The sequence below is a fragment of the Bradyrhizobium sp. SHOUNA76 genome (genome assembly GCF_023006445.1).
Classification (GTDB): Bacteria; Pseudomonadota; Alphaproteobacteria; order Rhizobiales; family Xanthobacteraceae; genus Bradyrhizobium.
This window is the reverse complement of record NZ_JALBHA010000144.1, coordinates 1-12,467: the sequence shown is the minus strand read 5'-3', so window position 1 is coordinate 12,467 and position 12,467 is coordinate 1. Positions and strand designations below refer to the sequence as shown.

Here is a 12,467-nt window from a genome sequence, read left to right as displayed (position 1 = left end):
GGAGGCCGTGCGCTCGCTTCGCCGCAGCGGCATCGAGGCAGCGCGTCCTTACGAATCCACGCTGCCGGAGGCGGAGAGCACTTTACGGCGCCTGCGCGATCGGCAGATGGAAGCCCAGGCTGCCGACGATGCGCTGGTCGAGCTCGATGCGGCCACGGGTCCCCTCGCCACCGCCGAGAGACTCGCCGAGCAGGGCTTTGGCCCGCGGTTGAAGACGACTGCGGACGACGTGCTGGCGCGGTTGAAGTCCAACCGCACGCCGACGGCCTGATCCCCAACCCATCATCATTCGAGCCAACAGGAGACCATCATGAACCAGAACGGCCAGCCCCATAGCAGCGCCTGGGTAACCTTCACTTACGCGTCCTTTGCAGCCTCCGCGTTCCTCGTCGCCATCGGCGTCTTCTTCCTGCCGATCGACTTCTGGATGAAGGGCTATCTCACCATGGGTATCGTCATGCTGATCCAGACCTGCATCACCTTGACCAAGACCGTGCGTGACAATCACGAGAGCAGCCGGCTGGTGAACCGCATCGAGGACGCGAAGGCCGAGCGGCTGCTGATGGAGGTTTCCAAGGCCGCTTGAAAAAAGTGCCTTGAGCCGATCCGGACGAAAAGCAAGAGAGCCGTGGAGCAACACGCGCCGCGGCTCTCGCGTCCGCAACCATCAGGAACGACGTCTTGATGGTCGTGATCCGCATCACGCATTGTGCTTCGGCTGCAGGTGCGATATGGCTCTCGCGCTTTTCAGAGGCGGAGACGAGCTTTGTCGAAACAATCGCTGCGTGAAGAGGCCGAGCGCCTGATCCGCGAATCGATGGAAAAGAAGACCATCGTCGTCAAGCAGGGCGCGACCCGCATCGAGGCCGTCTGCGGCAAGTGCGGCGCGCCGAACCGGGTCCAGGCGGAGAAAGGCCAGACCCGGGTCAAGTTCGCTTGCAAGAATTGCGGGCATCAGCAAGAGACCCTGTAGCGCGCTTGCCGCGCTGCGAACACTCTAACCCTCATCCTGAGGAGCCCGCTGAAAGCGGGCGTCTCGAAGGGGCGAGGCCGGGCTGCCTCAGCGGGGCCTGCATGGTTCGAGACGCGCGCAAGGGCGCGCTCCTCACCATGAGGGTCTGACAGTTACTTCCCCTCCACAAACCTCCTGAACGCATCCGCATAGTCCGGGTGCCAGCGCGACAGTGGCGGGCGGTTCTCGATGATGTCGGCGGCGGCCCATTCCATGCGCTTCTCGTCGAGCGCGCGCGGTACGTCGTTGTCCGGGCATAGGATGTAGAAATCGCCCACCTCAAGCCGCGCCAGCATGAAATCGATCGTCTGTTCCGGCGTCCAGGCGCCGGCCGGTTTTTCGGTGCGTCCCTTCGCGGTGAGGCCGGTGAAGACGAAGCCGGGGATCAGCAGGTGTGCCGTGACGCGACAATCCTTTGTGTTGCGCAGCTCGTGCTGGAGCGCTTCGGTAAATGCTTTCACCCCGGCCTTGGAGACATTGTAGGCGGGATCGCCCGGCGGCGTGGTGATGCCCTGCTTCGAGCCCGTGTTGATGATGAGGCCGCATTTGCCGCGTGCGATCATGTTGGGCGCGAAGATGCGTGAGCCGTTGATGATGCCCCACATGTTGACGGCGATGATGCGCTGCCAATGATCGGGCTCGTCAAACAATGTGCTGCCCGGCTGGATGCCGGCATTGTTCATGAGCAGGTCGGTTCCGCCGAAATGCGCGCCCACGGCGCGCTCCAGTTCCATCACGCTCTCGGCCCTGCTGACATCGACGGCGAAGGTCATCACGTTTGTGGCAGAAGTGACGGACGACAGTTTTGTTGCGGCCTCGGTCAGTCGAGCCCCCTCGACATCCGCGATACACACCTTCATTCCAGCGCGCGCGAAGGCCATGGCCGCGGCCAACCCGATACCGGACGCGCCACCGGTGATCACGGCAACATTGTCTTTGACGATGGCGGAATGTGGCATGGGGCGTCTCCGGAGGGGGCTTGCTCGAGTTATAACAATGGCGGTGCGCGACCCCGCACAAGTCGGCATGGGAGGTCTTCGTTCCGCGCTGCCTTTACGCCTATCCGGCACCGCTGTATCCTTTAACGCAACGATCCCGCCCAGATCGAACCAATCAATCACCTGACAGGGAGTGCAGCCATGGCTGTGTCGCAGGCTATTCCGATCACGCGTCATCCGTTCGCGAACGGGTCCTACAAGCAGATGCTGATCGACGGGAAGTGGGTCGACGCAGCCTCTGGCAAGCGCTTCGAGACCCACAATCCCGCGACAGGCGAGTTGCTCGCAACGGTCGCCGAGGGCGACAAGGAAGACATCGATCGTGCGGTTGCCGCCGCCCGCCGCGCCTTCGAAGGACCCTGGAGCAAGGTCAAGCCGTTCGAGCGGCAGAACCTGCTGCTCAAGCTCGCCGACCTCGTCGAGAAGAATTTCGACGAATTGTCGCAGCTCGACACCCTCGACATGGGCGCGCCGCTCAGCCGCACCCGCGCCTATCGTCTGCGCGCCGTCGGCATGCTGCGTTACTACGCCGGCCAGACCACGGCGATCCATGGCGAGACCATCGAGAACTCACTTCCTGGCGAAATCTTCTCCTATACGCTGAAGGAGCCGATCGGCGTCGTCGGCGCGATCATTCCCTGGAACGGTCCGCTGACCGCGACGATCTGGAAGATCGGTCCCGCAATCGCGACCGGCTGCACCGTGGTGCTCAAGCCCGCCGAGGAGGCGCCGCTGACCTCGCTGCGCATCGCGGAGCTCGCAATGGAAGCGGGTATTCCGCCCGGCGTCATCAACGTCGTGCCCGGCTACGGCGAGACCGCCGGCGCCGCGCTCGCGGCGCATCACGACGTCGACAAGGTCGCCTTCACCGGCTCGCATGTCACGGGCCAGTCGATCATCCGGGCCTCCGCCGGGAACCTCAAGCGCGTTTCGCTCGAGCTCGGCGGCAAGTCGCCGGACATCGTGTTCGCGGACGCCGATCTCGATGCCGCTGTGCCCGGCGCCGCGATGGCGGTGTTCGCCAATTCCGGCCAGATCTGCAGTGCCGGCACGCGCCTGTTCGTCGAGCAGGCGATCTACGAGGAGTTCGTCGGCCGCGTCGCCGAGTTCGGCAAGAAGCTGCAAGTCGGCAACGGCCTCGATCCCAATGTGCAGATCGGCCCGCTGGTGTCCGAGCAACAGCTCGAACGCGTCACCGGTTATCTCGACATCGGCCAGAAGGAAGGCGCGAAGGCGCTCGCCGGCGGCGGCCGCGTCACCGAGGGCGCGCTGTCGAAGGGCTTCTTTGTCTCGCCGACGGTGTTCGCGGGGGTCCAGGACAACATGCGCATCGCGCAGGAGGAGATTTTTGGTCCCGTCATCTCCGCGATCGCGTTCAAGGACATGGACGAGCTCGTCAAGCGCGCCAACAACACCACCTTCGGCCTCGGTTCCGGCCTGTGGACGCGCGACGTCAGCAAGGCGCATGCGGTTGCAAAGTCGCTGCGCGCCGGTTCGGTGTGGGTGAATTGCTACCAGGCGATGGATCCGGCCGTGCCCTTCGGCGGCTACAAGATGAGCGGCTACGGTCGCGAGTCCGGCAAGCAGCACGTCGAGGAATATCTCAACGTGAAGGCCGTCTGGATCAAGACGGCCTAACGCGCCATCGCGTCCGGACTTCAGCGATCGATCTTGCATGCGGCGACGAGAGGCTGCTTGCGACGACCGGAGGTTGTTACCCGGACGCTACAGATGGTTTTGAAACTGCTGTCGTCCGCGATCTTGCAAGGATTGTTATCCCATTTCGAACGTCGGCCCGTTAGTGCTGGTCAACATCAATGTTCGGACTGGGATATCGAGAATGCTTCGCTTCGCTTCGATCATGTTTGTGGCTTTGGGCGTCGCCTCGGCGCAGACCGCGCTCGCGGCCGATATGACTGCGCACGCGCCGGCGTACAAGGCGCCGCAATTGCCGGTTGCTTACAACTGGTCGGGCTTCTACGCCGGCGTGAATGTGGGATATGGCTGGGGCGATGGTGCGATCAATCTCGCGCCGCACGATCCGGTCTTCACCGCGGGCGTGCTCGACGTGGCCTTGGCGGGTGGCCTTGTCCCGGCGTCGCTGCCAACAAATGCGCACGGTGTGTTGGGCGGCCTGCAGGCCGGCTACAATGTGCAGACGGGCACCGTGGTGTGGGGCATCGAAGCTGACATCTCGGGCGCGGACATCAAGGGCAGCTCAACGGTTACTCGAACCCTGCCGGTGTTCCCGACCATCATGACCACGCAAGAGCAGAAGGTCGACTGGTTCGGGACCGTGCGCGGCCGGATCGGCGCTGCCATTACACCGGACTGGATGATCTACGCGACCGGCGGTCTTGCCTATGGACATGTCAAGGCGTCGACCTCGATTGTGGATCCCACGGGCGGTAGCGGCACGCCCTGCCTCAACGTCATCTGTGGCGCCGGGGCGGCGGAGAGCTGGCGCGTAGGCTGGACCGTCGGCGGCGGCGGCGAATATCGCTTGTCGTCGAATTGGAGCGTCAAGCTCGAATATCTCTATTATGATCTCGGCAGTGAGAAATACACCTTCTTCAATCAGGTGTTCCCGATCGCTCCCGGCCCGGCTCGCGGCTTTGACGCGACCGCGAATTTCACTGGCCACATCGCTCGGGTCGGCTTGAACTACAAGTTCGGCTCAGGTCCGGTCGTCGCGAAGTACTGACCTGCCGTTCTGAACGAGCAGCAAGCCCCGGGCTCGGCCCCGGGGCTTTTTGATTTGGCCGCATCTTTGGCTGGCCAGCCATCCTCCCGGGCGGCTTCCGGGCTGCCGCGCTTTCTCATATGATCCTCGTCCTCTCATCGATCGTTTTGGGGTCCATATGAAATTCGAAGCGCTATTTAGACCGTTGCAGGTCGGTCCGTACAAGCTCGCGCATCGCGTCGCGATGGCGCCGCTGACGCGTATGCGGGCCGCGCGCGAGAGCTTTTCGCCGCGCCCGCTCAACGCCGAATATTATGGCCAACGCGCCACAAAGGGCGGCCTGATCATCGCCGAAGCCTCGCCAGTGCTCTCGCACGGTCGCGGCAACCCGGCGACGCCCGGCATCTATTCGGAGGCGCAGATCGCCGGTTGGCGCAAGGTGGTCGACGCGGTGCACGCAAAGGGCGGCATCATCTTTCTCCAGCTCTGGCATGTCGGCCGCGTCTCGCACTCCTCCTTCCATGGCGGCGAGTTGCCGGTTTCCGCCTCGGCGATCCCGATCAAGGCGGAAGGCATGAAGGCGATGACGGCCGACGGCAAGATCTCCGACTATGAGACGCCGCGCGCGCTGGAGACCGAGGAGGTCAAGGATATCGTCGAGGCGTTCCGGCAGGGTGCCAAGAACGCGCTCGCGGCTGGTTTCGACGGTGTCGAAATCCACGGCGCCAACGGTTACCTGCTCGAGCAATTCCTGCAATCGCGCAGCAATCAGCGCACCGATCAATATGGCGGTTCGATCGAGAACCGCGCGCGACTTCTGCTGGAAGTCACGCAGGCCGCGATCGACGTATGGGGTGCGAACCGCGTCGCCGTGCGGCTGTCGCCCCACGGCATCGCCAATGATTCCGGCGAGCCCGACCCGATGCCGCTCTACACGCATGTTGTGAAGTCGCTCGACAAGCTCGGCCTCGCTTACCTGCATTTCATCGAGCCGCGCTCGAGCGGTGCGGGCCGCGCCGACGTCAACTGGCAGAATGTGCCCTCCGCAATGGTGCTGTTCCGCCCGCACTACAGCGGCGTGCTGATGACCGCTGGCGGGTTTGTCGGCGAGACAGCGAACGCGGCGATCGCCGAGGGCCATGCCGATATCATCGCGTTCGGCCGCATCTTCATCTCCAATCCCGATCTGCCGCGCCGCCTGCAGCACGACTATCCGATCACGCCGTACAACCGTGCGACGTTCTACGGCGGTGAGGAGAAGGGGTATACGGATTATCCGGTGTATGACGAGCTGACGCCGGCGTGAGGCTGCCGTAGCCCGGATCAGCGCAGCGACATCCGGGACCTTCGCCAGAAGGACAATGTTCCCGGATGTCGCTTTCGCTGATCCGGGCTACGAAGCTATTGTGTCGCACGAACCCACGAACTCCGTCATTGCGAGCGCAACGAAGCAATCCAGACTGCCTCCGCGGAAAGATTCTGGATCGCTACGCTCGCGATGACGGTGAGGAGAGACCATGGCCAAAGCCGCCGCCGCCGCAGGTACAGCCACCGGTCAATGCCTCTGCGGCAAGGTCACCTTCGAGATCGACATCCCCGCGCGCTGGGCCTGGCACGATCACTCAGCCGCCAGCCGCCGCGCCCACGGCGCGGCCTACGCGACCTATGTCGGCAGCTGGAAGAAGCGGTTTCGCATCATGTCAGGCAAGACGGCGCTCACCCGCTACGAGGACAAGGCCACCAAGACCGCGCGCAGCTTCTGCTCGCATTGCGGCACGCCAATCGCTTATGAGCGCCCGCGCGGCCCGCACATGGTCAACATCCCCCGCGCGCTTTTCAAGGAACGCACCGGTCGGCAGCCGCTCTACCACATCGCGATCGAAGAGCTGCAGGAATGGGCTTATACCGGCGAGCCGCTGGTGCCGCTGAAGGGTTTTCCCGGCGTGGTCTGGCAACGTTCAAAAAAGAAGAAGCGCGCAGGTGGTGAGGATCCGTTCGAATTGGGACGGGAGGAGATGTAGCTCGCGGCGTACCGCTCTCGTGCCCCGGACGCAGCGCAGCACCTCCCCGGCGATGCGCAGCATCGTCCGGTTCGGTGATGCGCTGCTGAGCCGGGGCCCATTCATCGGCGAGTTCAGCCGCGAAACTGGGTCCCGGCTCTGCGCCGCATCGCTACGCGCTGCGTCGCGTCCGGGACACGAGAGCGCAGTTCGCAACGTCCTACGCAACGCAGCTATGACCGCACTTCCTTGCGCGCATCCTCCGACTTCGGCCATCATGTCTTTCGTCCTTGCGGCAACGTCCGCTTCTGGAGGAAACATGAAGAACAAGATCACCGGCCGCTCCGCCTTTCTCGCGCTGCTCAAGGACGAGGGCATCACGCATCTGTTCGGAAACCCGGGGACCACCGAGTTGCCGATCATGCATGCGCTGAAGGACCATCCCGACCTCACCTATGTGATGGCAATGCAGGAGAGCCTGGTGGTCGCGATCGCCGATGGCTATAGCCGCGCCTCAGGCAAGCTCGTCGCCTGCAACGTCCATGTCGCGCCGGGGCTCGGCAACGCGATGGGCTCGCTCTACAACGCCCAGTTCACGGGCACGCCGATGATCCTGACTGCGGGACAGCAGGAGCAGGGCCACGGCCTGATGGAGCCGGTGCTGTATGGCCCCTTGGTGCGGATGGCCGAGCCGCTGGTGAAGTGGGCGGTGGAGGTGACGCGGCTGGAGGATTTGCCCCGTATCGTCCGCCGCGCCGCCAAGATCGCGACAACGCCGCCGACCGGGCCGGTGTTCATCTCGCTGCCCGGCGACATCCTGAACAGCGAGGCCGGGATCGATCTCGGCCGCTCCACCCGCATCGACGCGCGCACGAAACCGTCGGACGAGGCGTTGAAAGCCTTCGCCGCACGGTTGCTCAGGGCCGAGCGCCCCGTCATCGTCACCATGGACGAGGTGGTGAAGAGCGATGCGCTGAAGGAGGCGGCCGAACTCGCCGAACTGCTTGGCGCGGCGGCCTATCAATCCTCGACGCCCTACGGCTCGCACTTCCTCTCGGAGAGCCCGAGCTTCGTCGGCACGCTGGCGCGTGTACAGAAGGTCGCGCGCGATACGCTGGCGCCATACGACCTCCTGGTCGCGCTCGGCGGCGATCCCTTGCGCATGTCGGTCTATAGCGAGGTCGATGCGCTGCCTGATGGTCTCGGCATCGTGCAGATCGGTCTCGTCGATTGGGAGATCGCCAAGAACTACGGCGTCGAGATCGCGCTGAAGGCGGATTTGAAGGAAACGTTGCGCGCGCTGATCCCGGTGCTGAGGGAGATGGGCGGTGCAGCACTTGCGAGCCGGGCGAAGCAGCGCCTCGCCGAGCTGGCGCCGAAGAACTGGACCGCGCGCCGCGCCGTGCTGGTCGAGCAGATCGGCAAGAGCGCGGGCCGCAGCCCCATCGATCCGGACTTCCTGGTGCTGCAAATGGTCGAGGCCATGCCGGAGAATGCCATCCTGGTCGACGAAGGCCTCACCTCGAGCCGCCAGATCACGGCGCTGCGGCCGCATCGCGATCGCTACGGCTATCACGGCCTCGCGTCCGGCGGCATCGGCTGGGGCCTGCCGGCATCGGTCGGCGCCAGCATCGCCAATCCGGATCGCCCCGTCGTTTGCTTCTCGGGCGACGGCAGCGCGATGTATTCGATCCAGTCGCTGTGGACCGCGGCGCATCACAAGCTGCCGCTCAACGTCGTCATCGCCAACAATGGCGGCTACCGCATCATCAAGCAGCGCCTGCTCGCCTTCCACGGCGACGACAACTACGTCGGCATGGATTTCGTCGATCCGCCCGTGGATTTTGCCGGCGTCGCCAAGGCGCTGGGGTGCGAGGCGATCAAGGTCAGCGATCCGCGCGAGCTGAAAGCGACGCTGGCGTCGGCGTTCAATCGGCCGGGCACGAAGCTGATCGAGGTGATGGTGGACGGGAAGGTGTAGGGCAGGCTGCTTCCACCGTCATTGCGAGGAGCCCTTGCGACGAAGCAATCCAGATTGTCTCCACGGAGGGATTCTGGATTGCTTCGCTTCGCTCGCAATGACGACGTGGCTGCACCGCGCTCAAAACTCTCACCGTCACCCTGAGGTGGCCGCTTCTTCAGCGGCCCTCGAAGGGCGACGGCCCGGCTATATAGGCGCCCTCCATCCTTCGAGGCTCCCGGCGCGATGCTTAGCATTGCGCCACTCGCACCTCAGGATGACGGAACCTGAAGCGACCGGTTACCCCTTATTCCCCACCCGATACCCCGCCGCCGGATGCGGCGCATCCAGCCTGGCACGTCCGCCACCGAACAGCTTCTCGCGCAGCGTGCCCTTCGCATACTCCGGCTTATACCGCCCGCGCTTGGTCAGCTCCGGCACCAGCATGTCCGAAATGTCCTCGAAATCGCCTGGCGAGATCGCAAACGCAACATTGAGGCCGTCGACGTCGGTCTTCTCGAACCAGTCCTCGATCTTGTCGGCGACGCTTTCGGGCGTGCCGACGACGACGGGGCCGGCACCGCCGATGCCGACATGCTCGATGACGTCGCGCACGGTCCAGACACGGTCCGGATCACCCCGTGTGACGTTGTCGAGCGCACTGCGGCCGGCATCGTTCTGCACGTGACGCACTTGCTGGTCGAGCTCGTAGCCGGAGAAATCGATGCCGGTCCATCCCGACATCAGGGCGAGCGCGCCTTCCGGATTGATGTACGAGCGGTAGTCGGCATATTTCGCAGCCGCTTCGGCTTCGGTGTTGCCGAGGATGATCGTCATCATGTTGAACATCAGGATCTCCGCCGGGTTACGGCCGATCCTGGCGGCTTCCTCGCGGATCGCCGACACGCGCGGTGCAATGATCTTGGCTGACGGTCCCGACATGAAGACACATTCGGCATGCTTGGCCGCGAACTGCCGGCCGCGCGGCGAGGTGCCGGCCTGGTACAGCACCGGCGTGCGCTGGGGCGAGGGCTCGCTGAGATGGATGGTGTTGTTGATGCGGTAGTTCGCGCCCTCATGATTGACGCGATGCACCTTGCTCGGATCGGTGAAGATGCCGCGCTTGCGGTCGCGCAGCACGGCGTCGTCCTCCCAACTGCCCTCCCAGAGCTTGTAGACGACCTCCATATATTCGTCGGCGATGTCGTAGCGGTCGTCGTGCCCGGTCTGCTTGTCTTTGCCGGCGCCGCGCGCGGCGCTGTCGAGATAGCCGGTGACGACATTCCAGCCGATCCGGCCCTCGGTGAGATGATCGAGCGTCGACATTCGCCGTGCGAACGGATAGGGCGGTTCGAACGACAAATTGCTGGTCACGCCGAAGCCGAGATTTTGCGTCACCGCGGCCATGGCCGAGAGCAACAGCAGCGGCTCGTTTGACGGCGTCTGTGCTGCGTTGCGCAAGGCCGCGTCAGGGCTGTTGCCATAGACGTCGTAGACCCCGAGCACGTCGGCCAGGAACAGCCCGTCGAAGCGGCCCCGCTCCAGCGTTTTGGCGAGATCGATCCAGTAGGGCAGGCGGTTATACTCGGCGGTGCGGTCGCGCGGATGGGTCCACAGGCCGGGTGACTGATGTGCGACGCAATTCATCGCGAAGGCGTTGAGCCTGATCTGCTTGGCCATGATGGTCCCTCGGCGCCCTGTACTGAGCGCTCTTCGAATGATAGACGTGCGCCCCAACTTGGCGACGTTCTTGCATATGGTTTGTGCTTGGCAAGGCCAAAATCGGCGGTACGCCCGCCATTGGCAAGCCAATCTCAAGCGAGCAAGGACGGAATCCCAAGAGAAGTACAAGAGAACTACAAGAACTATCCACTCCCCGCCACTTTCGAAGGGCATCCTGTCTCGGGTAGGGTCCTTCGCGCGAAGTCCGAAAAGTGAGTCATGACCAGAGCCGACGCCATCTCCCGCGCCCGTGAGGATTTCAAATCCGGCGCATTCCTCACCGAGCTCGACCGCCGCGTCGCTTATCGGACCGAAAGCCAGAATCCGTCGCGTGGCGCCGAGCTGCGTGGCTATCTGGAACAGGAGATGATGCCCTCCTTTGCTGCGCTCGATTTTTCCAGCCGCATCGTTGAGTCCCCGAGCGGCAAGGCGCCGTTCCTGTTTGCCGAGCATCATGAGAGCGCGTCAGCGCCGACCGTGCTGATCTACGGCCATGGTGATGTCGTCGACGGCATGGAGGGCGAGTGGCGCGACGGCCGCGATCCCTGGCGCACGACGGTTGCGGGCACGCGACTCTACGGCCGCGGCACCGCCGACAACAAGGGCCAGCACAGCATCAACATGGCGGCGCTGCGCGCGGTGCGCGACGCCCGCGGCGGCAAGCTCGGCTTCAACGCCAAGTTCATCGTCGAGATGGGCGAGGAGATCGGCTCGCCCGATCTCGGCAAGGTCTGCGATCTCAATCGCGACGCGCTCAAGGCCGATCTGTTCATGGCCTCCGACGGGCCGCGCCTGTCCGCCGACCGTCCGACGCTCTTCCTTGGCTGCCGCGGTGGCATCCGCATCCATTTGGATGTGAACTTGCGCGATGGCGGTCACCATTCCGGCAATTGGGGCGGCGTGCTGGCCAACCCCGCGACCATTCTGGTCAACGCGATCTCCACGCTGGTCGACGGCCACGGCCGCCTCCAGCTCGACGCGCTGAAGCCGCCGCGGCTCACCAACCAGATCCGCAGCTATCTGGCCGATGTGCAGGTGGTCCCTACCGAGGACGAGCCGGCGCTTGCCGAGAACTGGGGCGAGGAGGGGCTTTCGGCCGCCGAGCGGCTCTACGCCTGGAATACGCTGGAAGTGCTGGCGATGTCGTCGGGCAATATCGAGAAGCCGGCCAACGCCATTCCGGGCCATGCCAATGCCGTGTTGCAACTGCGTTTCGTGGTCGGCACCAAAATTGATGGGCTGATCGAGGCCATCCGCGCTCATCTGGCCGGACGCGGTTTTCCGATGGTAGAGGTGCGGGCGGCCCAGAGTTTTGCTGCATCGCGCACAGATTTCGACAGCCCCTGGATCAAATGGGCGGCGGATTCGGTGCAGGAGACCACCGGCAAGCCGCCGGCGGTGCTGCCGAACTTCGGCGGCTCGCTTCCCAACGACGTGTTCTCCGAGATCCTGGGCCTGCCGACGATCTGGGTCCCGCACTCCTATCCCGGCTGCTCCCAGCATGCGCCCAATGAGCACATCCTGCTGCCTTTGACCGAAGAGGCCTTGACGGTCATGGCCGGGCTGTTCTGGGATCTCGGGGAATTGCCCAAGCCGCTAACCTGAGCCGTTAACCTGCGCCGCGATCCAGCCGAAAGTCACATTCTAATCCGGCCCAATCTGTGCTTGCATCCGGGCCGCATCATCCTGAAAGGGGACCAAAAAAGTGAAACACTTCCGTAGCATCGGCCTCGCGCTCGCCGCGACCTTCGCCGTCAGCCAGGCCGGGGCCCAGGAGCTGACCGGCACGCTGAAGAACATCAAGGACACCGGCGCCATCACGCTGGGCTTTCGCGACTCCTCGATCCCGTTCTCCTATCTCGATGACAACCAGAAGCCCGTCGGGTTCGCGATGGACATCTGCTACAAGATCGTCGACGCCGTGAAGAAGGAGCTCAAGCTCGACAAGCTCGAGGTCAAGCTCAACCCGGTGACCTCGGCGACCCGCATCCCGCTGATGGCCAACGGCACCATCGACCTCGAATGCGGCTCGACCACCAACAACGCCGAGCGCCAGAAGCAGGTCGCCTTCACCAACACCCATTATCTGACC

The 12,467-nt window shown here is 64.0% G+C and carries 11 protein-coding genes and 1 pseudogene; 10 read left to right on the top strand and 2 right to left on the bottom strand.

The window, feature by feature from the left end; genetic code table 11:
• The 3 genes and pseudogenes from MOV74_RS17155 to MOV74_RS17145 form a co-directional block, all read left to right on the top strand.
• A pseudogene (locus MOV74_RS17155) lies at positions 1–271 on the top strand (PspA/IM30 family protein); the annotation flags it as partial.
• Positions 272–310: 39 nt separating this feature from the next.
• A complete protein-coding gene (locus MOV74_RS17150) occupies positions 311–586 on the top strand; it encodes a YiaA/YiaB family inner membrane protein (RefSeq protein ID WP_063197515.1) in 276 nt (91 codons plus the stop codon).
• A gap of 180 nt (positions 587–766) precedes the next feature.
• Positions 767–973: a hypothetical protein gene (locus MOV74_RS17145; RefSeq protein ID WP_008145196.1), complete on the top strand. Its 207-nt coding sequence runs from the start codon at positions 767–769 to the stop codon at positions 971–973.
• A 152-nt stretch (positions 974–1,125) separates the two neighbouring features.
• On the opposite strand, the gene MOV74_RS17140 is transcribed toward MOV74_RS17145, so the two are convergent.
• Positions 1,126–1,971: an SDR family NAD(P)-dependent oxidoreductase gene (locus tag MOV74_RS17140; protein WP_246924685.1), complete on the bottom strand. Its 846-nt coding sequence runs from the start codon at positions 1,969–1,971 to the stop codon at positions 1,126–1,128.
• 180 nt (positions 1,972–2,151) lie between these two features.
• Between MOV74_RS17140 and MOV74_RS17135 the strand changes: the two genes are divergently transcribed.
• The 5 genes from MOV74_RS17135 to MOV74_RS17115 all read left to right on the top strand — a co-directional run bounded on the left by MOV74_RS17135 (position 2,152) and on the right by MOV74_RS17115 (position 8,674).
• Positions 2,152–3,648 carry an aldehyde dehydrogenase family protein gene (locus tag MOV74_RS17135; RefSeq protein WP_246924682.1) on the top strand — a complete coding sequence of 499 codons (1,497 nt, stop codon included), beginning with the start codon at positions 2,152–2,154 and terminating at the stop codon, positions 3,646–3,648.
• A gap of 202 nt (positions 3,649–3,850) precedes the next feature.
• On the top strand, positions 3,851–4,714 hold the full coding sequence (locus MOV74_RS17130; RefSeq protein WP_246924680.1) for an outer membrane protein: 864 nt from the start codon (positions 3,851–3,853) through the stop codon (positions 4,712–4,714).
• 157 nt (positions 4,715–4,871) lie between these two features.
• Entirely contained in the window at positions 4,872–5,999 is a 1,128-nt protein-coding gene (locus MOV74_RS17125; RefSeq protein WP_246924678.1) for an alkene reductase, read from the top strand.
• A 211-nt stretch (positions 6,000–6,210) separates the two neighbouring features.
• The gene (locus tag MOV74_RS17120) at positions 6,211–6,714 is read left to right on the top strand and encodes a GFA family protein (protein WP_246924676.1); all 504 of its coding nucleotides are present in this window, start codon (positions 6,211–6,213) and stop codon (positions 6,712–6,714) included.
• A 298-nt stretch (positions 6,715–7,012) separates the two neighbouring features.
• Complete coding sequence (locus MOV74_RS17115; RefSeq protein WP_246924674.1) at positions 7,013–8,674, top strand: thiamine pyrophosphate-binding protein; 1,662 nt, start codon at positions 7,013–7,015, stop codon at positions 8,672–8,674.
• 279 nt (positions 8,675–8,953) lie between these two features.
• On the opposite strand, the gene MOV74_RS17110 is transcribed toward MOV74_RS17115, so the two are convergent.
• On the bottom strand, positions 8,954–10,333 hold the full coding sequence (locus tag MOV74_RS17110; RefSeq protein ID WP_246924671.1) for an LLM class flavin-dependent oxidoreductase: 1,380 nt from the start codon (positions 10,331–10,333) through the stop codon (positions 8,954–8,956).
• 261 nt (positions 10,334–10,594) lie between these two features.
• Here MOV74_RS17110 and MOV74_RS17105 point away from each other — a divergent pair, with 261 nt between their 5' ends.
• A complete protein-coding gene (locus tag MOV74_RS17105; RefSeq protein WP_246924669.1) occupies positions 10,595–11,980 on the top strand; it encodes a M20 family metallopeptidase in 1,386 nt (461 codons plus the stop codon).
• A gap of 100 nt (positions 11,981–12,080) precedes the next feature.
• The coding region (locus tag MOV74_RS17100; RefSeq protein ID WP_246924666.1) for a transporter substrate-binding domain-containing protein at positions 12,081–12,467 on the top strand (387 nt) is incomplete at its 3' end.

What these genes read in the sequence shown, in the direction of transcription:
- MOV74_RS17120 (WP_246924676.1), top strand. Translation starts at nt 6,211, where the DNA reads ATGGCCAAAGCCGCCGCCGCCGCAGGTACAGCCACCGGTCAATGCCTC.
- MOV74_RS17115 (WP_246924674.1), top strand. Translation starts at nt 7,013, where the DNA reads ATGAAGAACAAGATCACCGGCCGCTCCGCCTTTCTCGCGCTGCTCAAG.
- MOV74_RS17130 (WP_246924680.1), top strand. Translation starts at nt 3,851, where the DNA reads ATGCTTCGCTTCGCTTCGATCATGTTTGTGGCTTTGGGCGTCGCCTCG.
- MOV74_RS17125 (WP_246924678.1), top strand. Translation starts at nt 4,872, where the DNA reads ATGAAATTCGAAGCGCTATTTAGACCGTTGCAGGTCGGTCCGTACAAG.
- MOV74_RS17140 (WP_246924685.1), bottom strand. Translation starts at nt 1,971, where the DNA reads ATGCCACATTCCGCCATCGTCAAAGACAATGTTGCCGTGATCACCGGT.
- MOV74_RS17105 (WP_246924669.1), top strand. Translation starts at nt 10,595, where the DNA reads ATGACCAGAGCCGACGCCATCTCCCGCGCCCGTGAGGATTTCAAATCC.
- MOV74_RS17110 (WP_246924671.1), bottom strand. Translation starts at nt 10,333, where the DNA reads ATGGCCAAGCAGATCAGGCTCAACGCCTTCGCGATGAATTGCGTCGCA.
- MOV74_RS17135 (WP_246924682.1), top strand. Translation starts at nt 2,152, where the DNA reads ATGGCTGTGTCGCAGGCTATTCCGATCACGCGTCATCCGTTCGCGAAC.
- MOV74_RS17150 (WP_063197515.1), top strand. Translation starts at nt 311, where the DNA reads ATGAACCAGAACGGCCAGCCCCATAGCAGCGCCTGGGTAACCTTCACT.